Here is a 21,973-nt window from a genome sequence, read left to right on the forward strand (position 1 = left end):
CGTTCCGAGCCCAACCGGTGGATGTAACTACGACCGCGTGCTTTGGCCGTGGAGAGAAATAGCGGAGGCAACCTATCCCCGTAATTCCGCATCCGGCGACAAACCAACAAATCGGCTGTTAAAGCTCCCCCTCGCCCGGCGGGGCGAGGGGGCTGGGGGGAGGGGGAAAGCGAGGTGCCCCGCAGGGAAAAACCTCAAACCCAAAAAGATCAGCGGCGCCGCATCACGTGGATGTATTCCTCACCCACATTGGACTGCTCAAGCAGCTCATTGCCAGTCTGCTTGGCAAAGGCCTGGAAATCGCGCATGGAGCCCGCATCCGTCGCCACCACCTTGAGCGTCTGACCGCTGAGCATGTCGGACAGTGCCTTCTTGGCCTTGAGGATGGGCAAGGGGCAATTCAGTCCGCGGGTGTCAATTTCTTTGTCGATCTGCATCTCACATCCTTTTGGGGCGCTTCGATTGTAGGGCGCCGTGTCTTTATTGCGTGGTTTCGCGCTTGGGAAACTCGACAAACGAAGGTGTGTACCCGCGCGAGGTGAGCCAATCGGCCAGCGCATAACCGGTACCGGCGGGCCAGCACTTCACAGCGTCGGGCGCGTAGAGCTTGTAGTCCACCAGTTCAGGCGAGAGTTTCACCTCGCCATGGCAGACCGCGTGGTAGGCAATGATGATCTGGTTCATGCGCTGAAAGTCGTAGACGCCAATCAGGTCCAGCGAGTCCGTGGTGAGCGACGTCTCTTCGGCAATCTCGCGTGTTATGCCCTCTTGCGGCGTCTCCCCCGCTTCCATGAAACCGGTAATCAGCGCATACATCTTGCCAGGCCAGGCCGCGTTGCGCGCCAGCAGAATCTGGCCGTCGTATTCGATGACCGCTGCCAGCACCGGCGTGGGATTGTTCCAGTGCGTGTAGTCACAGGCCGGGCAACGCAGGCGCTCTTTATCGCCACCATCTTCGACTTGGGTGATCAATGCCAGTGGCGTGGCGCACTGGGGGCAGAACTTGAAAACTCCGGACATAGGCACCTTTATGCTATGAATTCAGTAGCTGCTTGCGCAACATCCACGAGGGCTAGAGCCCTATTTTTCATAAATTAAGCAGGAAACACACCGGTCGACAGATAGCGGTCTCCGCGGTCACACACCACAAACACAATGGTGGCATCGTGCTCGCGTTTGGCAATTTCCTGCGCCACCCAGCAAGCCCCTGCTGCCGAGATGCCCGCAAAAATACCCTCTTCGCGCGCCATGCGGCGGCACATGTCTTCGGCGTCTGACTGGCTCACATAGGCCAGCTCATCCACATTCGCGGGGTCGTAAATCTTGGGCAGGTACTCCTGAGGCCATTTGCGAATGCCCGGAATACGTGAGCCCTCGGAAGGCTGCGCACCAATGATGCGGATGGCCGAGTTCTTTTCTTTGAGGAAACGCGACACGCCGGTGATGGTGCCGGTGGTGCCCATGGCGGACACGAAATGGGTGATCTTGCCGCCGGTCTGCTCCCAGATTTCCGGGCCGGTTGTCTCGTAGTGGATGCGCGGGTTGTCGGCATTGGCAAACTGGTCCAGCACACGGCCCTTGCCTTCGCGCTGCATCTGGTCGGCCAGGTCACGCGCGTATTCCATGCCGCCGCTCTTGGGCGTCAGGATCAGCTCGGCGCCAAAGGCCTTCATGGTCTGGGCGCGCTCGATGGACAGGTCCTCCGGCATGATCAGCACCATGCGGTAACCCTTGACCGCCGCCGCCATGGCCAGCGCAATGCCGGTGTTGCCAGAAGTCGCTTCGATCAGCGTATCGCCCGGCTTGATGTCGCCACGCTCCTGCGCGCGACGGATCATGGACAGCGCGGGCCGGTCTTTCACCGAACCAGCGGGGTTGTTGCCTTCGAGCTTGCCCAGCACCACGTTGTTGTGTGCGCTGTTGTGCTGTGTGCCTATGCGCTGCAGGGCCACCAGGGGCGTTTTTCCAATAGCGTCTTCGATGGTGGGGTAGTTCATGCCCTTAAATGTGCCATAATTTCGGTCTTTCCTCATTCCCGCCCGGGTGGTGAAATTGGTAGACGCAGGGGACTCAAAATCCCCCGCCGCAAGGCGTGCCGGTTCGATTCCGGCCCCGGGCACCAGAACTTAGGCCGGACTGTTCACAAGACGTCCGGCCTTTTCTTTGGTCTCTTCTTTTGTTGCACCGGATCAGGCAGCGCGGACACCGTGTTGCCATGGCAGAGTTCAAATATACTGTGATTAACAACAGTAATCTTTTGCCTGCCTCTGCTGGTACTTCTTTTCTTAAACTGCTCCATGCTCGACGACACCACTGCACCCACCGGACTTTTCACCGATGACCAACACACCGCGCGCTGTGTGTGGTGCCGTGCCACGCCGTTGTACCAGCAGTACCACGACCAGGAATGGGGTTACCCGGTCCATGAGGACCGGCGCCTGTTCGAGAAGATTTGCCTGGAGGGGTTTCAGGCCGGCCTGAGCTGGCTGACCATCCTCAACAAACGCGAATCCTTTCGCAAGGCCTTTGCGAATTTCGATATGGACCAGGTCGCCCTTTTTGAAGAAGCGGACATCAAGCGCCTGCTGCTGGATGCCGGCATTGTTCGCCACCGCGGCAAGATTGCATCCACCATCAACAATGCGCAGAAGGCGCAGGCGCTGCGCGCGGAGTTCGGTTCCCTGGCGGCCTACTTCTGGCAGTTCGAGCCCAAGGCGGCAACCCGCCCCAGCCAGATCACGCACCAGACGCTCAGCGGCATGACCACCTCACCCGAGTCGATTGCCCTGTCCAAGGATTTGCGCAAACGCGGCTGGAGCTTTGTCGGCCCCACCACCATGTACGCCTTCATGCAAGCCATGGGGCTGGTCAATGACCACCTGGAAGGCTGCAGTGCGCGCCAAAGGGCGCTGGATGCGCGAGCCACGTTCAAGCCCGCCACAGCAGCCGGGAACTGAGCCCGGGTCCTGGCACAGGGCTATGGAAAACCCGCATAGGAACAAGTAAATACATTTAATTGACCCATGTTCATTTAACATGCGGAGCATCCCCACACAGCCAAAGAGGAGTGCCCATGGAACTGAACATCAACGGCAAAGCGGTACAGACCGACGCCGACCCCAGCATGCCCCTGCTCTGGGTGCTGCGCGACACCCTCAACATGACGGGCACCAAATTTGGCTGCGGCGTGGCAGCCTGTGGCTCCTGCACAGTGCGTATCGATGGTGAAGCCGTGCGCTCCTGCGTAATGCCTGTGGCGGCGCTCGCAGGCAAGAAAATCCAGACCATTGAGGCTCTGGGCACCCCCGACAAACCCCACGCCCTGCAAGCCGCGTGGATTGCCGAACAGGTGCCGCAATGCGGCTACTGCCAAAGCGGCATGCTGATGGCTGCCGCCGCCCTGCTGGAACGCAAACTCAAGCCCACCGATGCCGACATCGACGAGGCCATGACGAACATCTGCCGCTGCGGTACCTACCAGCGCGTCCGCGCGGCCATTCACCGCGCTGCAGGCAACACCCAAGGAGCACAAGCATGAAGCGCCGCACCTGGATACTGAGCGCCCTGGGTGCCACTGGTGCGCTGGTGGTGGGCTGGAGCGTGCTGCCCGCACGCTCGCGCCTGGGTTCCCCCGCGCTGATGCTGCCCACCGAAGGCGATGTGGCGCTCAACGGCTGGGTCAAGATTGCGGGTGACGGCAGCGTCATCCTGGCCATGCCGCGCAGCGAAATGGGCCAGGGCGTACACACCGGCCTGGCCATGCTGGTGGCCGAAGAACTCGACGTACCGCTCAAGAAGGTACGGCTGGAGCAAGCAGGTTCGGACAGCATCTACGGCAACGTGTCGATGCTGGTGGCCAGCCTGCCCTTTCACCCGCTGGACTCCGAAGGACAGGAGAAGCCTGCCAAGATCAAGATCGGTGAATGGATGGTCGGCAAGATTGCCCGCGAACTGGGTATCAACGCCACCGGCGGCTCCTCCAGCATCGCCGATGCCTGGGAGCCTTTGCGCACCGCCGCGGCCACCGCACGGGCCAGCCTGCTGGGTGCGGCTGCGGCACAGTGGAGCGTACCGGTAACCGAACTGAATGTGAAAGACGGCGTGGTCAGCCACGCCTCTGGCAAGTCAGCCCACTACGGTGAACTGGCCAAGGCTGCCGCTGGCACAGCGCCCGCCAATGTGCGCCTCAAGGAACGCAAGGACTGGACGCTGATTGGCAAACCCTCGCCGCGCAGTGACATCCCGCCCAAGACCAATGGCGGTGCGGTGTTTGGCCTGGATGTACGCCTGCCCGGCATGCTCTACGCGTCGGTGCGCCAGTGCCCCATGCTGGGCGGAACCGTGGGTAGCCTGGATGCCAAGGCCGCACTGGCCATGCCCGGTGTGGAGAAGCTGGTGGCACTGGACGCCATGGCAGGGTCCACCGCCGGTTTTGCCGTGGTGGGCAAAACCACCTGGCATACCCGCCAGGCAGTGCAGGCCGTGGAAGTGCAGTGGCAACAACGTGCCGCGGGCGCGCTGGATACCCAACGCATCGAAGAAGCCATGCTGGGCAAGCTCGCTACCGAAGAGGGCTTTGCCTTCTATGAAAAGGGCGATGCGGTGAAGGCCGAAGCCTCTGCCGCGCGCGTGGTGGAAGCCACCTACAAGGCACCTTATCTGGCCCACGCCACGATGGAGCCTATGAACTGCACCGCCCAGGTCAAGGACGGCAAAGTGGAAGTCTGGGCGCCGACCCAGGTGCCCGGGTTTGCCCAGGCCGTGGCCGCCAAAGTGGCTGGGGTGGACGTGGACAAAGTCACGCTGCATGTGACGCTGCTGGGCGGTGGTTTTGGCCGCCGGCTGGAAGTGGACTCGGTGGCCCAGGCCGTGCGCGTGGCCATGGAATGTGGTGGCCGCCCGGTGCAACTGGCCTGGTCGCGCGAAGAAGACACCACCCACGACTTCTACCGCCCCATGAATGTGGCGCAACTGCACGCGGCGGTGGATGCCCAGGGTCAGGTCAACAGCCTGCGTATCAAGTCCGCAGGCGACGCCATCACGCCACGCTGGATGGCGCGTGGACTGCCCGCGCTCTCCGGCCCCATCGATACGCCCGACAAGACCGCAGCCGAAGGTCTGTTTGACCTGCCCTATGGTTTTGCCCACCAGCACATGGCGCATGTGGCCACGCGCATGGACGTACCCATCGGCTTCTGGCGCTCGGTCGGCCACTCACACAACGCGTTTTTCTCCGAAAGTTTTGTCGATGAACTGGCAGCCGAGACCAAGCAGGACCCGCTGGAATTCCGCCGCGCCTTGCTGAAAGATGCGCCGCGTTACCTCGCCGTGCTGAACCTGGCCGCAGAAAAGGCGCAGTGGAGCAGCAAACTGCCCGCCGGCCGGGCGCGTGGCATTGCGCTGCACGAATCCTTTGGCACCATCGTGGCCGAGGTGGCCGAGGTGTCGATGAAAGACGGCAAGCCGCGCGTGCACCGCGTGGTCTGCGCGGTGGACTGCGGCACCGTGGTCAACCCGGCCACCGTGGCGCAGCAGATGGAAAGCGCCGTGATTTTCGGCCTGACGGCTGCGCTGTACGGCAAGATCGATATCAAGGATGGAGCCGTGCAGCAAACCAGTTTCCCCAGCTACCCCATGGTGCACCTGGCCGAGGCGCCGGTGGTGGAAACCTGGCTGGTGCCCAGCACACGTGCACCTGGCGGTGCGGGCGAGCCGGGTGTTCCACCCATCGCGCCCGCCGTGGCGAACGCGTTGTTTGCACTGACTGGCAAACGCCAGCGCGCCCTGCCGCTGGCCGCATAACTTTGACCAAGCCCCGCACGCCTGCCAATCCCATGGAGCGCAAACGCGCCCGCAGCCAGGAGGACAAGGACCAGCGCCGCGCCCACCTGGTGGCGGCCGCTGCGGAGTTGTTCGCCCAGGGGCACTACGACACAGTCACCATCGCGCGCGTGGCAGATAGGGCGGGTGTGGCCAAAGGCACGGCGTACCTGTACTTCGCTAGCAAAGAGACCCTGTTTCTGGAGCTGGTACGGGCCGAGCTAACGCAATGGCTTGCCGCGCTGACCGCAAGCTTAGGCCGCGTGCGGTCAGCACAAGCAGCCGATGCGGTGGCCAAGGCCATTGCGCACAGCCTGGATGAGCGAGCCACGCTGCGCCGGCTGCTGGTGCTGCTGCATTCGGTGCTGGAGTTGAATATTGCGGAAGACACGGCACGCAGTTTCAAACACTTCATGCGCGATCTGCTGCACGAGGTCAGCACCACCATTGCCCAGGCCATCCCCGGTCTGCGCCTCGAAGATGCCCAGACCCTGGTGCTGCAGACCCATGCACTGGTGATCAGTGTGACGCAGTTGTCCGAACCACCGGCCGTTGTGGCGCGTGTGATGGAGGCAGACCCCAGTCTGCACAGCATGCGGATTGCGTTTGAGCCCTTTGTGGCGCACACCTTGACCACCCTGCTGCGAGGCATGTTGCACCCGCGACCGGTGTCACCCAGAAAAGCTTAGTTAAGCCGCTCCAGCTTGACCAGTGGTTTGCCGGATGCATCCAGCAGCCACAGCTGGGTGCCCTCCAGACGTGCCTTGCGGGTCAACTCCAGGGCCATAAAGAACTTGTCTTCCTGACCACCCGGCTCCGTCATGCACAACTTGCCGGTGGCAGCCAAACTGCCAAAACGCAGACTGTCCTGCTCCAGCACCGCACTACCGACAAAGTTATTGCACCCGCCGGAGCCCGCCACACGGTCAGTGCCCACCCAGCGCAGTTGTGGCCAGTTGCCGCGTGCGGCGCCCACACCGTCAATGAACCCTGCGCTCCAAACGCTGCCCGCCAAGACCTGCGCAGTGAGCACGGGCGCGGCAGAAGCTTTGGGTGTCGATGCGGTGGACTCGGGCTGGGGAGCGGGAACGGCACACGCTGCCAGCACCATGGCCAGAGCAAGCGGCATGGCTATTTTCAAAAAGTGTTTCATTGCGAGATCCTTCAAGCGTACACAGCCGCGTCAACAAACCGCTTGCCGAGCTGGTCTTTGGCGGAGAGTTGGGGGCCACCGGGAATCTCGGGCCAGGCAATGCCAATGTCCGGATCGTTCCAGGCAATGCACTGTTCATGCTCCGGGGCGTAGTAATCGGTGGTCTTGTAGAGAAATTCAGCCGACTCTGACAACACCACGAAACCGTGGCCAAAACCTGCGGGGACCCACAGCTGCTTTTTATTCTCTTCAGACAATACACAACCAAACCATTTGCCAAAGTTGGGCGAAGACTTGCGCAGGTCCACCGCCACGTCAAACACTTCGCCTGCCACCGCCCGCACCAGCTTGCCCTGCGACTGCTGGATCTGGTAATGCAAGCCGCGCAGTACGCCACGCGCTGACTTGGAATGGTTGTCCTGCACAAACTGCACGTCCAGTCCGGTTGCCTGTGCAAAGACGCGCTGGTTGAAACTTTCGAAGAAAAACCCGCGGGTATCACCAAACACGCGCGGTTCAATCAGCAGAACCTCAGGCAAGGAAGTGGCGGTGACTTTCACAGCGCTTTTCCCTCATTCAGCAGACCGAGCAGGTACTGCCCATAGCCGTTCTTGGCCAGCGGCTGCGCGAGGCGCTGCAACTGGGCGCTGTCAATAAAACCATTGCGCCAGACGATTTCTTCCAGGCAGGCAATCTTCAGGCCCTGGCGCCGCTCCAGCGTGGCGATGAACTGCCCGGCTTCGAGCAGGCTGTCGTGCGTGCCAGTGTCCAGCCAGGCATACCCACGCTGCATGATCTGCACGCTCAAACTGCCTTGCTCCAAGTAAGCCTGGTTCACGGCGGTGATTTCCAGTTCGCCGCGCGCACTGGGTTTGACCGCCTTCGCAATGTCGACCACCTGGTTGTCGTAGAAATACAGGCCGGTCACCGCGTAGTTGCTTTGTGGCTTGGCGGGCTTTTCCTCGATGCTGCGGGCACGGCCATTCGCGTCAAACGCAACCACGCCATACCGTTCCGGGTCTTGCACATGGTAAGCAAACACGGTGGCGCCCTTCTCCTGCTGGTGCGCGTTGGCCAGCAGGGTGTGCAGGTCGTGGCCGTAGAAAATGTTGTCGCCCAGCACCAGCGCACTGTCGCTGTTGCCAATGAATTGCTCGCCAATGATGAAAGCCTGGGCCAGACCATCAGGGCTGGGTTGCACGGCGTATTCCAGATTGATGCCCCACTGGCTGCCGTCACCCAACAACTGCACGAAACGCGGCGTGTCTTGCGGCGTGCTGATGATGAGAATGTCGCGAATGCCTGCCAGCAACAGGGTGCTGAGCGGGTAATAAATCATGGGTTTGTCGTAAATGGGCAGCAGCTGCTTGCTGATGGCCAGTGTGGCCGGGTGCAGGCGGGTGCCGGAGCCACCGGCCAGGATGATGCCTTTGCGGGGGCGGGCTGCGGGTTTAGAGCTTGGGGCCATGGTCTATCTCGTTCAACATGCGTGTCACACCGACCTGCCAGGACGGCAACTGCAAGCCAAACACGGTCTGCAGTCTGGTGGTGTTCAAACGCGAATTATGCGGACGCCGGGCGGCCGTGGGGAAAGCAGAGCTGGCCACCGGGTTGACTGTTTTCGCTACTATTTTTATAGCTGGTTGCGCAATCACTGCCTGGGCTAACACGTAATTTGCATAAGAAAACCAACTGGTGGTGCCGGAAGCCGCCAGGTGGTAGATACCGGCCAGGCGCAGCGCCGCATCTGCGCCGGCCCCACGGACCTGGCCCAAGGCCTGCGCAGTTACATCGGCAATCAGGTCGGCACCGGTAGGCGACCCGATCTGGTCGTCGATCACATTCAGCGTGTCGCGGGTCTGCGCCAGGCGCAACATGGTCTTGGCAAAGTTGTTGCCGCGCGCGGCGTACACCCAGCAGGTGCGAAAAATCAGATGCCGCGGACAAGCTGCGGCAATGGCTTGCTCGCCTTCGAGCTTGGTGCGGCCATACACACTCAAGGGGCCGGTGGCATCGCTCTCTTGCCACGGAGTTTCTCCGTTGCCATCAAACACATAGTCGGTGCTGTAGTGGACCAGCCAGGCACCGAGTGCTTCTGCCTCTTGTGCCAGCACGCCAGGGGCCTGGGCATTGAGCAGGTGTGCCAACTCCAGCTCGCTCTCGGCTTTGTCCACTGCCGTATGGGCAGCGGCATTCACAATCACGTTGGGACGCAGTTGGCGCACTGTGGCACGCAGGCCGTCCAGATTGGTCAAGTCACCGCACAAACCATCCGGGTTCTGCAAGGCGTTTCGCCCCAGGGCGACGACTTCACCCAGCGGCGCCAGGCTGCGCTGCAGCTCCCAACCGACCTGGCCGTCGCGGCCGAGCAAGAGGATTTTCATGCGCGGCCGTATTGCGTTTGCAACCAGTCGCGGTAACCACCGCTTTGCACGTTGGCCACCCAATCCTGGTTGGACAGATACCACTGCACGGTCTTGGCGATGCCCGACGCAAAGGTTTCAGCGGGCTTCCAGCCCAGCTCTTTCTCGATCTTGCTCGCGTCAATGGCGTAACGCCGATCGTGGCCCGGGCGGTCGGCCACAAAGGCCATTTGCTCCACATACGGCTTGCCGTCTGCACGTGGACGCTGGGCATCGAGCAAACCACAGATGGTGCGCACGATGTCGATATTGGCCTGTTCGTTCCAGCCGCCAATGTTGTAGGTCTCTCCCACACGGCCCGCTTCCAGCACGCGGCGGATGGCGCTGCAGTGGTCCTTGACGTAGAGCCAGTCGCGGATCTGCTGGCCGTCGCCGTACACCGGCAGCGATTTACCGGCCAGCGCGTTGACGATCATCAACGGGATCAGTTTTTCAGGAAAGTGGTAGGGGCCGTAGTTGTTGGAGCAATTGGTGGTCAGCACCGGCAGGCCATAGGTGTGGTGCCAGGCGCGCACCAGGTGGTCGCTGGCGGCCTTGCTGGCGCTGTAGGGGCTGTTGGGTTCATGCGGATTGCGCTCGGTGAAGGCCGGGTCGTCCTTGGCCAACGATCCGTAGATCTCGTCAGTGGAGACATGCAAGAAGCGGAACTGCGCCTTGGGTGCTTCGGGCAAGGCACTCCACCAGGTACGCACCGACTCCAGCAACTGGAACGTGCCCACGATATTGTTCTGCACAAACGCTTCCGGGCCGTGGATGCTGCGGTCCACATGTGACTCGGCGGCAAAGTTCAGGATGGCGCGTGGCTGGTGGGTGCTGAGCAGTTGACCCAACAAAACCGTATCGGCAATGTCACCCTTCACAAACACATGGCGCGCGTCGCCCTGCAGACTGGCCAGGTTCTGCAGATTGCCTGCATAGCTGAGTTTGTCCAGGTTGACCACTGTCTCATCCCCGTACTCGGAACTGGCCAGCCAGTCCAGCACAAAGTTGGAGCCTATAAACCCGGCGCCACCGGTCACAAGAATTGTCATGCGTTCACCCGCTTCATTTTTTGGTTCAAGCCCTTGCGTCACTCCAGCGCAAGGCGCTGTTGTCGTCACCCCGGTAAATGGTTGTACCGGAACTGTCCACACAGTAATGCGGAGAAATAACCATGTTTTCAAAGTGCATGCCCGCACCGATCCGCGTGTACTCAAACAACACGCTGCGGGTGACCGAGGCACCCGCACGGACATGGCTGCCATGGCCTATCCAGGCCGGCCCGGTGATGGTGGCGCCAGGCTCCAGGCACACGCTGGAGCCGATATACACCGGCCCCTGAATAGTGACGGTGTTCCAGTCTATCGGCGTGTTCAGGCCCACCCATACGCCAGGACGCACTTCGTGGCCCGGCATGGTCATGTGCGCCACCTCGCCCTGCATCACGCGCTGCAGAACCGACCAGTAATCACTGACCCGGCCAATATCAATCCAGTTGAACGCCTGGTTCTGCACGTAAAAAGGAAGTCCTTTTTCGACCAGTAGCGGAAAGAGCTGGGAGCCAATATCAAAGGTCTGCGCCGGTGGCACCAGGGACAACACTTCCGGCTCAAAAATGTAGATCCCGGTGCTGGCGAGGGTGGATTTGGCTTGTGCAGGCGTGGGTTTTTCCTGAAAGGACTGCACCCGTCCGGCGGCGTCGGCCACGACCACGCCATAGTTTGCCACCTGCTCACGCGGCACATCCAGCGCAATCACACTGGCCACGGCGCCCTGCTGGCGGTGCTGTGCCAAGGCAGCACCAATATCCAGATCCACCAGCGCGTCACCACACAGTACCAGTGTGGTTTCGTCAAAAAAACCGGAAAAGTCCTGGATGCGGCGCATGCCGCCCGCAGAGCCCATAGGATGGGGCGTGATCTCTCCGTGGTCCAGCATCCCTTCGTAGGAATAGCCCAGCTCGACGCCCCAACGGCGGCCATCACCAAAGTACTCTTCAATCTTGCGGTGGTGGTAGGCCACGTTGACCATGATCTGGCGCACGCCGTGGCGTGCCATATGTTCGATCAGGTACTCCATGACGGGCTTACCGAGGATGGGCACCATGGGTTTGGGCAAATCCCGGGTCAGGGGACGCACCCGTGTGCCCTGACCAGCAGCCAGAATCATTCCCTTGGTCATTCGTGCGTGTTCCTGTGGTGTGATGGCCTGCGCAAATGCAGGCCCTTGCGACGAGTTTAAAGCAAGCCCCGCATGCAAATCACCGACAATGGCAGCCCGTACCAACCCACCCCAGCCAGCCTATGCGCGCTCCGGACTCCAGCCCCACCACGCCCCGCACACCCCCGCTTTTCTGGTGGGTGTTGGGGCTGCTGATTCTGCTGGCGTTGGTCCCTACCCTCTGGACCACTTGGGACCTGCGTGCCGCGGCCCTGTTTGCCGGGCCCGAGGCGCGTTTCACCTCCGTGCAGTGGTGGTGGGTGGAATGGATCAACTTCTATGTGCCCGCGGCCTTTCGTGTGCTGCTGCTGCTTGCATTTGGGGGCTGGATTTGGGCGTCGCTCAAACCTGCCCTGAAGGCCTGGCGCCTGCCTCTGGCCTTTGTGGTGTTGTCAGGCATTTTGGGACCGGGCTTGCTGGTGAATAGCGGCTTCAAGGACAACTGGCAGCGCGCCCGCCCCTACCAGGTGCAGGAATTTGGCGGCACCCAAGCATTCACCCGGGCCGCCGTGATCACAGACCAGTGCGATAACAACTGCTCTTTTGTCAGCGGCCATGTGGCCTGCGGTTTCTTCTGGGTAAGCCTGATGCTGGTGCAGCGCCGCCGACAAATCGGGTGGGCAGCAGGCGGTCTGCTCGCAGGAGGTGCCATCGGCTTCGCCCGCATGTCCGACATGGCCCACTGGTTGAGTGATGTGTTGTGGGCGGGGCCCATCACCTTGCTGTGCAGTTGGCTGGTCTGGAAGGTTTTGCAGCGCCTCTACGCTGAGAGCACACCCGTTACACAGTAGCGGGTTACAACAAACCGCTGTGTACCGTGGGGTAGCGCAACCGCAAGCCCAGTTCACGCTTCAAACGGGTGTTTACAAGGCGCCTGGACTCCCCCATGAAACTCAGCAACTGCAATGACAGTTGTTGCCCCGCACCGGCACGTGCCACGCGGGGTGGGCGCGGCAGCCCGTAGAGGTCTGCTGCCAAGTCAAAGTAGTCACCCATCTTCAGCACCGTATCGTCATTGACGTTGTAGACCCTTTGCGCTCCCCCACGCCAGAGCGCCAGCACGCAGGCACGCGCCAAGTCATCTGCATGGATATGGTTGGTGTACACGTCGTCCGCCGCCTGGAGTACGGGTGTGCCCTTGAGCAGACGCGTGCGCGGCGTACCGCCCTCACGGTCTGGCGCGTAAATGCCGGGAATACGCAGGATGCTGCTGCGCACCCCCGTGGCACGTCCAAAAAAGCGCAGATTTTGCTCAGCATCGACACGACGCATCGCCCGGGGCGTATCGGCATTCACGGCGCGTGACTCCGCCACCCAAGCCCCATCACAATTCCCGTACACCCCGCTGGTGGAGCCATACACCACGCTGCGGGGCAGACCACGCCTGCGCAGCGTTTGCAACAAACTACGGGTGCGCGGATCCGTCCAGCCCTCACCCGGCGGCGGGGCCAGATGCACGACCCGCGTCGCCAGACCCGCAAGACGCCGGACTGTGGCGGCTTGGTCCAGATTGCCCAGCAAAGGCGTCACGCCCTGCGCGCGCAAAGCGGCGACCCGGGTGACATTGGAGGTGAGCGCCAGCAGACGCACACGGGGCTGCAGGTTGCGGGCAACGCGCTGGCCGACATCACCACACCCAACCACCAGCACACGCTCGCGCCGAAATCGCGCAGGCAGCGCGCCGAGTGGGCTTTGGTTTGAAGGCAAAATCGCAGGCTGTCCAGAAAATCCCAAGGATACCCAAAAGATGAGCGCACCCGCGGCAGGCTCTGCCCCCTATTCCGTCACCGTACAGCCCAGCGGCCGCGTTTTCAGCGTGGATGCCGGGGAATCGGTGCTGGCAGCCGGCATTCGCTCAGGCGTGGGTTTGCCCTATGGCTGCAAGGACGGCGCCTGCGGCTCCTGCAAATGCAAGAAGCTTTCGGGTACGGTCATACACACCAACCACCAGACCAAGGCGCTGAGCCCTCAGGAAGAGGCCGATGGTTATGTGCTGACCTGCTGCGCCCAGCCGCAAACGGACGTGGTGCTGGAATCCCGCCAGGTGACCGAACTGGGTGCGCTGCCCATCAAACGCATGCCCACCCGGGTCACCACACTGCAACGCCTGTCCGATGACGTCATGGTGCTGCAACTGCAACTGCCCGCCAACGACACCTTTGCCTACCGGGCCGGGCAGTACATCGAATTTATCCTGCGCGATGGTGCGCGGCGCAGCTACTCCATGGCCAATGCACCGCACAACGGCCCCGGTGTGGAACTGCACATCCGCCATATGCCCGGCGGCAAGTTCACCGACCATGTGTTTGGCGCCATGAAGGAAAAGGAAATCCTGCGGGTCGAAGGGCCGTATGGTTCCTTCTTTTTACGTGAGGATTCCGACAAGCCCATCATCCTGCTCGCCTCGGGCACCGGTTTTGCGCCGGTCAAAGCCCTGCTCGAACAACTGCAGCACCTGAACTCCACCCGCCCTGTCACGCTGTACTGGGGTGGACGGCGTCCTGCTGATCTGTACATGGACGCCTGGCTGCGCGCGCAGTTGCCCGCCATGCCGCATCTGCGTTATGTGCCTGTGGTTTCCAATGCGCTGCCCGACGACCAATGGACCGGGCGCACCGGTTTTGTACACCGCGCCGTATTGCAGGACTTTGCCGACCTCTCGGGACATCAGGTGTACGCCTGTGGTGCGCCGATCGTGGTGGAGTCCGCCAAGGCCGATTTCTGCGCCACGGGTGGACTGCCCGAAGAAGAGTTTTTTGCTGACGCGTTCACCTCGGAAGCGGACAAACATGGCGCGTAGCGCCGGGACTCAGCCACAAACACGCGGACTGAACGCTGCGATTTGCTACTGAATTCATAGCTGCTTACGCAATCCCCATGAGGGATACAGCCCGATTTGGCTTGTATTTTGTGTGCAGCTATTAGCTCTGCACCGCGACTTCGGCGGGTGCTGGGCGCCACTCGCTAAGCACCACGGCACACACCACCATGGCGCCGCCCAGAGCCGCGCGCAGGGTCAAGGCCTCTGCCAGCCACATCCACGCAAACAATGCCGCAAACACCGGCTCCATGGCGTAAATCAGCGCGGCCTTGTCGGCCGCAACTGCGCGTTGTGCCCAGGCCTGCAAAAACAGCATGCCGGCCGTCGCCACCACACCCAGATAGGCCAGACCCCAGAGAATCTCGGCGTTCAGGCGGGATGGCAGGGTTTGCAGTTTGTCCGTGCCCCACGCATCCAGCAGCATCCAGACACAGGCCAGACCCGCCATCCAGACAATTTGCGCAGCCGCAAGCTGGCGCGGCTGGTGGCGTGCAGCCCTTTGGGACAACACAATCACATACAGCGCGTAGGCCAGCGCACCGAACACCGTGGCCGCATCGGCCAGCAGGTTCGCACCACCGTCCCACGACATCAAACCAATACCGGCACAGGCCAAAGCGGCGGCCAGCAACATCACCAGCGTTGGGCGGGCGCCAAAGGCCATCCCCAGCAGCGGCACCATCAACACGTTGAGGCTGGTCAGAAAGGCGCTGCGGTTGGAGGAGATGTACTCAAGACCGAATGCCTGCGCCACATACGACACCAGCACCAGCGCACCCAGCAGGCCGCCGTCCCGCCAGGTGTGGCGTGGCAGCCGCAGGGCAAAAGGCGCCATGCATACGGCAGCCAGCATGAAGCGCAGGGCCGAGACCTCCACCCCGCTTAGCTGCGCGGTAGCGATCTTCAGGACCGGAAAGGTGGCACCCCAGACCAGGGTGACCAGCAACAACGCCAGGACGTGGATATTCACCCGAGCCCAAACCACCGCAGCGTTTTATTCGCCCAGGTAGGCGGCACGCACCTTGGGGTCGTTGAGCATCTGCTTGGCATCACCACTCATGGTGACGATACCAGACTCCATCACATAACCACGGTTGGCAATCGACAACGCGCGGCTGGCGTTTTGCTCCACCAGCAGCACGGTCACGCCTTGGGCGTAGACGTCTTTCACCACCTCAAAGATCTTGTCGACCATGATGGGCGACAGACCCATGGAAGGCTCGTCCAGCAGCAGCACCTTGGGACGGCTCATGAGCGCACGGCCCATGGCCAGCATCTGCTGCTCACCGCCCGACATGGTGCCGGCCAGTTGGTCCTTGCGTTCACGCAGGCGCGGGAAGATGGTGAACATCTTTTCGATATCCTGCGCAATGCCGTCCTTGTCGTCACGGATGTAGGCACCCATCTGCAGGTTTTCGGTGATGGTCATGCGGGTGAACACACCACGGCCTTCCGGCACCATGGCCAGGCCCTGCTTGACCAGATCCCAGGGGCCCTGGCCCTTGATGCTCTTGCCCATGTATTCAATATCACCACCGGCGATTCCCAGCGTACCGGTGATGGCCTTCATGGTGGTGGTCTTGCCGGCGCCGTTGGAACCGATCAGGGAGACCAGTTCGCCTTCGTGCACTTCGAAATCCACACCCTTCACGGCCTGGATGCCACCGTAGGACACCTTGAGGCCCGTCACTTTGAGCAAAGTTTTGCTTGTCATTCTTGTTCCTTCGGGGGCTTAGTGCCCGCTCGTGCCCAGGTAGGCCTCAATCACTTTTTCGTTCTTCTGCACATCGGCAGGCGTGCCTTCGGCAATCTGCTTGCCGTAGTCCAGCACGGTCACGCGGTCACACAGGCCCATGACCAGTTTGACGTCGTGCTCGATCAGCAGAATGGTGCGGTTGTCGTTGCGAATGCGGTCAATCAGCTCGCGCAACATGACCTTTTCGGTGGCGTTCATGCCAGCGGCGGGTTCGTCCAGCGCAATCAGTTGCGGGTCGGTCGCCAGGGCACGTGCAATTTCCAGACGGCGCTGATCACCATAGCTCAGCGTGCGGGCCTTGTAGTCGGCAAACTTGCCGATGCCCACATAGTCCAGCAGTTCCCGTGCGCGCTTGGCAATCGCTGCCTCTTCAGACTTGAACCCAGGGGTGCGGAAAATCGCGCCCAGCAGGCCGGAGTGGGTGCGGATGTGGCGGCCCACCATCACGTTTTCCAGTGCCGTCATTTCGGCAAACAGGCGGATGTTCTGAAAAGTGCGCGCAATGCCAGCCTTCGCCACAGCGTGCACAGCCGTGGGTTGGTAGGTCTTGCCAGCCAGTTCGAACGTGCCACTGTCGGGTGTGTACAGGCCGGTGAGCACGTTGAAGAATGTGGTCTTGCCCGCGCCATTGGGGCCGATCAGGCCATACACCTGACCGCGTTTGATGTTGATACCCACATCGCTCAGGGCCTGCAGGCCGCCGAAGCGCTTGGATACACCGGAAACATTGAGTACGGTATCTGTCATTTGTTGTTCTCCTCAGGCCTTGGCGTTCTGCAAGGACTTGCCGTGCTCGGGTGAAGGCCAGAGGCCACGGGGGCGCGACAGCATGATGATGATCATGGCCAGGGCGATCAGCAGTTGGCGAAGAATCGAAGCGTCCAGTCGGCCGCCAGTCATGGCCTGCAACGGGGTTGCCACGTAACGCAGCACTTCGGGCAGGGCCGACAGTAAGACAGCACCCAGAATCACACCAGGCAAATGCCCCACGCCACCCAGTACCACCATGGCCACGATCATCACCGACTCCATCAGACTGAAGGACTCGGGCGAGATGAAGCCCTGGAAGGAGGCAAACATCACTCCGGACACACCGCCAAACGTGGCGCCCATGCCGAAGGCCAGCAGTTTCATGTTGCGGGTGTTGATGCCCATGGCCTTGGCGGCAATTTCGTCTTCACGAATGGCCATCCAGGCGCGGCCCACGCGGGACAGCTCCAGGCGGTGGCTGATCACCACGCTGATGACAACCAGCGCCAGGAAGAGGTAGTAATACAGCGACACCGAGGCAAACTCGAAACCAAAGAAGCTGTGCTTCTTGCCCAGGTCGAAGCCGAAGAAATGCAAGGAATCGATGCCAAGGAGACCCTTGGGACCATTGGTGATGTTGACCGGGTGATCCAGGTTGTTCAGGAACACGCGGATGATTTCGCCAAAGCCCAGAGTCACGATGGCGAGGTAGTCACCGCGCAGACGCAAGGTCGGTGCGCCCAGCAGGATGCCGAACAGGCCGGCAATACCGGCCCCCAGCGGAACCACGACCCACAGCGGTGTATGCAGGCCATTGGGGAACATGCCGGCCAGAAGGGGGAAGGTTTCCGTCAAATGCGGCGATGCCATCAGCCCGTACATGTAAGCACCAATGGCAAAGAAAGCCACGTAGCCCAGATCCAGCAGGCCAGCATAGCCCACCACGATGTTCAGGCCCAGGGCCAGCAGGATGTACAGCAGAGCCATGTCGGCAATGCGCACCCAGGCGTTGCCAAAACCCTGCAACAGCATGGGCAGCACGATCAGGCCGACCGCGGCAATCAGGAACAGAATAATTTTTTGCGTTTGTTTCATGCTTGCAAATTCCTCAGGCACGGTCCGCCACACGCTCACCCAGCAAGCCGGAAGGACGCAGGGTCAAGACGATGATCAGCACGATGAAGGCGAAGATGTCGGAGTAATGGCTGCCCAGCACACCGCCGGTCAACTGCCCGATATAACCCGCACCAATGGATTCGATCAGGCCCAACAGAATGGCCCCGACCACCGCACCGGCCAGGTTGCCAATGCCGCCGAACACCGCAGCCGTAAAGGCTTTCAGGCCGGGCAGGAAGCCCATGGCATGTTGCGCGGTACCGTAATTGGAGGCGTACATCACGCCGGCAATGGCGGCCAGCACGGCGCCAATGATGAAGGTAGCGGAAATCACCACATCAGGTTTCACGCCCATGAGGCCCGCCACACGCGGGTTCTCGGCGGTGGCACGCATGGCGCGCCCCAGCTTGGTGTAATTGACCAGCCACATCAGTATCGCCAAGGAGATGGCAGTGACACACAAGATCATCACCTGGGTCGGTGTGATCACTGCACCGGCAACATCAATCGGCGTGTTGGGTAAGAGCGTGGGGTAGGACTTGTAGTTGGGCTTCCAGATGATCATGGCCAGCGTCTGCAAGAGGATGGACATGCCGATGGCAGTGATCAGCGGGGCCAGTTTGGGGCTGTTGCGCAGGGGCCGGTAAGCCACCTTTTCGATCACGAAGTTCAGCGAAGCGGCAACCACGCAGGCAATGATGAGAGCGATAAAGAGAATCACGAAGCCGGGGGTGCCGGGCATGGACTCCTGCATCAGTCCGATGATGGTCCAACTGGTCAGGGCCCCGACCATCATGACTTCGCCGTGGGCGAAATTGATCAGGTTAATGATGCCGTACACCATGGTATAGCCCAAAGCAATGAGCGCATACATGCTGCCTAACACCAGACCATTGATGATCTGCTGTATCAAGATATCCATAAAACTTCTCCGATTTTTGGCCGGCGCATGGGTCAGCAGTTTGTTTCAGCAAATTGTTGACAAGCGGTCCGGCCTTGTGGGCTGTACCTGTTCTTAAGCAAGAAACCCGCCACGATGGATGTGTGGCGGTTGAGTGGGGGGGATTGTAGCGAACGGCAACCGCTGTTACGGCCCACGCCTGCGGGGGTTTACCCTCTTGTGCTTCCGCCGGGCGCAAGAAGCGCGTGGGTCGTTATTTCTTCTGGTTCAGTGCCTGCAAGGTGCGCATTTTTTCCGCAATGCGGATTTCCAGCCCGCGTTCCACCGGGCGATAAAACGCGGTATCGGGCATGCCATCAGGCAGATAACGCTCACCGGCGGCAAAACCGCCCTCCTCGTCGTGTGCGTAACGGTAGTTCTTGCCGTAGTCCAGCTCCTTCATGAGCTTGGTTGGCGCATTGCGCAGGTGCATAGGCACCGGACGGGTGCCGTCTTTCTTCACAAAGGCCCGGGCCTCGTTGTAGGCCTTGTAGACCGCGTTGGATTTGGGCGCTACGGCCAGATAGACCACACACTCGGCCAGCGCCAGCTCGCCTTCGGGCGTGCCCAGGCGCTCGTACACCTCGGCCGCGTCCAGCGCCAGGCGCAATGCCCGCGGATCGGCCAAGCCGATATCCTCGCTGGCCATACGCACCAGACGGCGCGCCATGTAACGCGGGTCTGCACCGCCATCGAGCATGCGCACCAGCCAGTAGAGCGCAGCGTCCGGGTCGCTGCCGCGCACACTTTTATGCAACGCGGAAATCGTGTCGTAAAACTGCTCACCGCCTTTGTCATAACGGCGCATGCGCTCGCCCAGGACCTTGAGCAGCCAGACATCGGTGATTTCCTCCACCTTCTCCTGCACGGCGGCGACGGCCAGCGTTTCCAGTGTGTTGAGCAGGCGCCGGGCGTCGCCATCGGCATAGGCAATGAGGCGATCAATTGCTATGTTTTCGATAGCTGGTAGCGCACCATCTGCGCGGGCTCTGGCTACGATTTGCTTTAAATCCTCCTCACCGAGCGGCTGCAGCACGTAGACCGCGGCCCGCGACAGCAAGGCCGAGTTGACCTCGAAAGACGGGTTCTCGGTGGTCGCGCCGATGAAGGTGAACAGGCCGCTTTCCACGTGCGGCAAAAAGGCGTCCTGCTGGCTCTTGTTGAAGCGGTGCACCTCGTCCACAAACACGATGGTGTGGCGCTGCTCCAGGCCATCGCGTGCGATTTGCGCCTGCTCCACCGCTTCGCGGATGTCCTTCACACCGCCCAGCACCGCGCTGATGGTGATGAACTGCGCGTCGAAGGCGTCGGCCATGAGCCGTGCAATCGTCGTCTTGCCGGTGCCCGGCGGCCCCCAGAGGATGCAGCTGTGCGGCTGGCCCGACTCAAACGCCAGGCGCAAAGCCATACCCTCGCCCAGCAGATGCTGCTGGCCAATCACCTCACCCAGCGTCTTGGGGCGCAGGCGCTCGGCCAGGGGTTGGTGGTTGCGGGCGGCTGTGCTCGTCATGGAAGCCATCAAACCAGGGATTGCGGCTGCTCGATCATCTTTTGGTAGACCATGCTTTGCAACAGCATCTGGTCATTCGGCTGCATGTCGACAAACTCCAGACCGAAGTGCGCCAGCGTGGTGCCGCTCTGCTTGAGCGCCTCGTCTTCAATGACCGCGCGTACTGCGGCCCGCAGTGTCAACGTCGTCTCGATGTTGTGCAGTTTCAGCCGAAAATTCAAACGCATCACGTCGCCCACCTCAGCGGTATTGCGCCGGGCATCCAGCAACGCACCGTTGGCACTGAGGTTCGAGATGATGCCCGCCAGTTCGGTGTCCGCTGCACGCTCCAAAAAGACTTTGGCGATGATCTTGGCGCGCACACGGGCGGACTTGCGTATCACGGTACCCTGCACTTCCTTGGGGAAAGAAAGATGCAGGTAGTTATAGGGTAGCTTGCAAACCCGCTGAATATCGCATGCGAAACCAAAGGCGTTCTGGCTGGAAAAAACCCGCATGATCAGCACGTCTTTTTCCATCAGCTGCAGACGTGTACCGTCGGCAGCCACTGGCGCGGTGACCAGGATGCTGAGCCCCGGCATAAACCCGATCAGGCGCACGGAGCAGCGTTCCGTGGACACGTTGGCGGGCACCTGTGCCTGCAAGCGGTCCCCCACCTTGAGGTTCATCGCGTCAAAAGGAAACGTGTCCTGCGACGCGCCTGACGACTCCGGCTTGGTGGTGTTTCCGTTCAGGCTGTCATTGCTTGCATCTGAATCCTGGTCGTCGCGCGTCGCCACCTGGCTATTCATGGTGTGTGCACTTTCATCATTGCCGGATCACATCTGCACCCGCGGGCGGTTTGAACTGGAAAATGCTGGCGTCCAGCGCCGCATTCGCCTGAAAGCCGGTAAACGTCATAACCGACCGCTGGCCAAAGCTGTCCAGTATTTCCAGCACGGCAAATTCGCCGGCCTTGAAGCCAACGCGCACGTTTTGCAGCGAACTCTCTTTCGCTTTCGGCGTGGCCTGCACCCACTCCAGACCGTCCTTGTCGGGCGCAGCAGCCAAAGCAAAGTCAGCCTGCAGGGCTTTCAGATCGGGGGCCGATGCAATCAGTGCGGCGGGGGTGGAGCCCAACACGGCAGCCTGTTTGCGCGCGGTGACCTGGTTCAGGTCCACGTCGTACAACCACAGGGTCTGGCCATCGGCCACCATGGTTTGTTCGAACGGCTTTTTGTAGACGAAGCGGAAACGGTTGGGGCGGGTGAACTCGAACGTTCCGCTGGAGGTTTTGGCACGTGCGGCCTGACCGTCCTTGGCAGGCGCGGTCACCACCTGGCTGAATTCAGCCCGGCCCGTCTTCACCGTTTTGGCGAAGTTTTCAAGGCTTTCCAGGCCTCCAGCCCTCGCGGATATTGCGCAAGCAGCTATCAAAATAAGAGCAATTTGCTTCATAAATCTGTAGGGTTGGGGTCAGAGCACATTTGCTGCGCAAAGTGGTCT

Annotated in this window: 24 protein-coding genes and 1 tRNA gene; 7 read left to right on the top strand and 18 right to left on the bottom strand. The window is 61.2% G+C overall.

Annotated features, from left to right (window positions below):
- Positions 1-209: 209 nt before the first annotated feature.
- The 3 genes from RS694_RS15005 to cysM form a co-directional block, all read right to left on the bottom strand.
- On the bottom strand, positions 210-437 hold the full coding sequence (locus tag RS694_RS15005; protein WP_076069776.1) for a sulfurtransferase TusA family protein: 228 nt from the start codon (positions 435-437) through the stop codon (positions 210-212).
- Positions 438-480: 43 nt separating this feature from the next.
- Positions 481-1,020 (bottom strand): NUDIX hydrolase, encoded by a 540-nt coding sequence (locus RS694_RS15010; RefSeq protein WP_029707176.1) that lies wholly within the window; start codon positions 1,018-1,020, stop codon positions 481-483.
- Positions 1,021-1,094: 74 nt separating this feature from the next.
- Positions 1,095-1,997 carry a cysteine synthase CysM gene (gene cysM, locus RS694_RS15015; protein WP_029707175.1) on the bottom strand — a complete coding sequence of 301 codons (903 nt, stop codon included), beginning with the start codon at positions 1,995-1,997 and terminating at the stop codon, positions 1,095-1,097.
- Between the two features lie 40 nt (positions 1,998-2,037).
- Here cysM and RS694_RS15020 point away from each other — a divergent pair.
- The 5 genes from RS694_RS15020 to RS694_RS15040 all read left to right on the top strand — a co-directional run bounded on the left by RS694_RS15020 (position 2,038) and on the right by RS694_RS15040 (position 6,509).
- Positions 2,038-2,122: transfer RNA gene (locus tag RS694_RS15020), tRNA-Leu, on the top strand.
- A 175-nt stretch (positions 2,123-2,297) separates the two neighbouring features.
- Entirely contained in the window at positions 2,298-2,957 is a 660-nt protein-coding gene (locus RS694_RS15025) for a DNA-3-methyladenine glycosylase I (protein WP_029707174.1), read from the top strand.
- A 116-nt stretch (positions 2,958-3,073) separates the two neighbouring features.
- Positions 3,074-3,538 carry a (2Fe-2S)-binding protein gene (locus tag RS694_RS15030; protein ID WP_029707173.1) on the top strand — a complete coding sequence of 155 codons (465 nt, stop codon included), beginning with the start codon at positions 3,074-3,076 and terminating at the stop codon, positions 3,536-3,538.
- Entirely contained in the window at positions 3,535-5,802 is a 2,268-nt protein-coding gene (locus RS694_RS15035; RefSeq protein WP_029707172.1) for a xanthine dehydrogenase family protein molybdopterin-binding subunit, read from the top strand. Before RS694_RS15030 ends, RS694_RS15035 begins: the two co-directional genes overlap by 4 nt.
- Before the next feature lie 2 nt (positions 5,803-5,804).
- Positions 5,805-6,509: a TetR/AcrR family transcriptional regulator gene (locus tag RS694_RS15040; protein WP_051391824.1), complete on the top strand. Its 705-nt coding sequence runs from the start codon at positions 5,805-5,807 to the stop codon at positions 6,507-6,509.
- Here RS694_RS15040 and RS694_RS15045 read toward each other — a convergent pair.
- Genes RS694_RS15045 through RS694_RS15070 form a run of 6 tightly spaced genes read right to left on the bottom strand, consistent with a single transcriptional unit; the run spans position 6,506 to position 11,556 of the window.
- On the bottom strand, positions 6,506-6,973 hold the full coding sequence (locus RS694_RS15045) for an META domain-containing protein (protein WP_051391823.1): 468 nt from the start codon (positions 6,971-6,973) through the stop codon (positions 6,506-6,508). The two genes, RS694_RS15040 and RS694_RS15045, sit on opposite strands and share 4 nt — an antisense overlap.
- 11 nt (positions 6,974-6,984) lie before the next feature.
- The gene (gene rfbC / locus RS694_RS15050; RefSeq protein WP_029707169.1) at positions 6,985-7,533 is read right to left on the bottom strand and encodes a dTDP-4-dehydrorhamnose 3,5-epimerase; all 549 of its coding nucleotides are present in this window, start codon (positions 7,531-7,533) and stop codon (positions 6,985-6,987) included.
- A complete protein-coding gene (gene rfbA / locus RS694_RS15055) occupies positions 7,530-8,441 on the bottom strand; it encodes a glucose-1-phosphate thymidylyltransferase RfbA (RefSeq protein WP_029707168.1) in 912 nt (303 codons plus the stop codon). Before rfbA ends, rfbC begins: the two co-directional genes overlap by 4 nt.
- Positions 8,425-9,357, bottom strand: a complete 933-nt coding sequence (rfbD, locus tag RS694_RS15060) for a dTDP-4-dehydrorhamnose reductase (RefSeq protein ID WP_029707167.1) — start codon at positions 9,355-9,357, stop codon at positions 8,425-8,427. The genes rfbA and rfbD overlap by 17 nt, the downstream gene beginning before the upstream one ends.
- The gene (gene rfbB, locus RS694_RS15065) at positions 9,354-10,427 is read right to left on the bottom strand and encodes a dTDP-glucose 4,6-dehydratase (protein WP_029707166.1); all 1,074 of its coding nucleotides are present in this window, start codon (positions 10,425-10,427) and stop codon (positions 9,354-9,356) included. The genes rfbD and rfbB overlap by 4 nt, the downstream gene beginning before the upstream one ends.
- Positions 10,428-10,452: 25 nt before the next feature.
- Entirely contained in the window at positions 10,453-11,556 is a 1,104-nt protein-coding gene (locus RS694_RS15070; protein WP_029707165.1) for a nucleotidyltransferase family protein, read from the bottom strand.
- A gap of 122 nt (positions 11,557-11,678) precedes the next feature.
- On the opposite strand from RS694_RS15070, the gene RS694_RS15075 reads away from it, so the two are divergent.
- Positions 11,679-12,386, top strand: a complete 708-nt coding sequence (locus RS694_RS15075; RefSeq protein ID WP_051391822.1) for a phosphatase PAP2 family protein — start codon at positions 11,679-11,681, stop codon at positions 12,384-12,386.
- Between the two features lie 4 nt (positions 12,387-12,390).
- Here RS694_RS15075 and RS694_RS15080 read toward each other — a convergent pair whose 3' ends face one another.
- Positions 12,391-13,302 (bottom strand): SDR family oxidoreductase, encoded by a 912-nt coding sequence (locus RS694_RS15080; RefSeq protein WP_029707163.1) that lies wholly within the window; start codon positions 13,300-13,302, stop codon positions 12,391-12,393.
- A gap of 40 nt (positions 13,303-13,342) precedes the next feature.
- On the opposite strand from RS694_RS15080, the gene RS694_RS15085 reads away from it, so the two are divergent.
- Positions 13,343-14,395 carry a CDP-6-deoxy-delta-3,4-glucoseen reductase gene (locus tag RS694_RS15085; protein WP_029707162.1) on the top strand — a complete coding sequence of 351 codons (1,053 nt, stop codon included), beginning with the start codon at positions 13,343-13,345 and terminating at the stop codon, positions 14,393-14,395.
- Between the two features lie 121 nt (positions 14,396-14,516).
- On the opposite strand, the gene RS694_RS15090 is transcribed toward RS694_RS15085, so the two are convergent.
- From RS694_RS15090 to lolA, 8 genes are all read right to left on the bottom strand, one after another.
- The gene (locus RS694_RS15090; RefSeq protein ID WP_037247080.1) at positions 14,517-15,386 is read right to left on the bottom strand and encodes a DMT family transporter; all 870 of its coding nucleotides are present in this window, start codon (positions 15,384-15,386) and stop codon (positions 14,517-14,519) included.
- A 24-nt stretch (positions 15,387-15,410) separates the two neighbouring features.
- The gene (locus tag RS694_RS15095; RefSeq protein WP_029707160.1) at positions 15,411-16,130 is read right to left on the bottom strand and encodes an ABC transporter ATP-binding protein; all 720 of its coding nucleotides are present in this window, start codon (positions 16,128-16,130) and stop codon (positions 15,411-15,413) included.
- Positions 16,131-16,148: 18 nt separating this feature from the next.
- Positions 16,149-16,919, bottom strand: coding sequence for an ABC transporter ATP-binding protein (locus RS694_RS15100; protein WP_029707159.1), 771 nt, complete (start codon positions 16,917-16,919; stop codon positions 16,149-16,151).
- Between the two features lie 12 nt (positions 16,920-16,931).
- Positions 16,932-18,017, bottom strand: coding sequence for a branched-chain amino acid ABC transporter permease (locus tag RS694_RS15105; RefSeq protein ID WP_029707158.1), 1,086 nt, complete (start codon positions 18,015-18,017; stop codon positions 16,932-16,934).
- Positions 18,018-18,030: 13 nt separating this feature from the next.
- A complete protein-coding gene (locus tag RS694_RS15110) occupies positions 18,031-18,960 on the bottom strand; it encodes a branched-chain amino acid ABC transporter permease (protein WP_029707157.1) in 930 nt (309 codons plus the stop codon).
- A 232-nt stretch (positions 18,961-19,192) separates the two neighbouring features.
- Positions 19,193-20,488: a replication-associated recombination protein A gene (locus RS694_RS15115; RefSeq protein ID WP_037247094.1), complete on the bottom strand. Its 1,296-nt coding sequence runs from the start codon at positions 20,486-20,488 to the stop codon at positions 19,193-19,195.
- Positions 20,489-20,496: 8 nt separating this feature from the next.
- Complete coding sequence (locus RS694_RS15120) at positions 20,497-21,279, bottom strand: flagellar brake protein (RefSeq protein WP_051391821.1); 783 nt, start codon at positions 21,277-21,279, stop codon at positions 20,497-20,499.
- Positions 21,280-21,295: 16 nt separating this feature from the next.
- Positions 21,296-21,925, bottom strand: coding sequence for an outer membrane lipoprotein periplasmic chaperone LolA (lolA, locus tag RS694_RS15125; protein WP_029707154.1), 630 nt, complete (start codon positions 21,923-21,925; stop codon positions 21,296-21,298).
- Between the last annotated feature and the right edge of the window lie 48 nt (positions 21,926-21,973).

This window comes from Rhodoferax saidenbachensis (genome assembly GCF_001955715.1).
GTDB lineage: Bacteria > Pseudomonadota > Gammaproteobacteria > Burkholderiales > Burkholderiaceae_C > Allorhodoferax > Allorhodoferax saidenbachensis.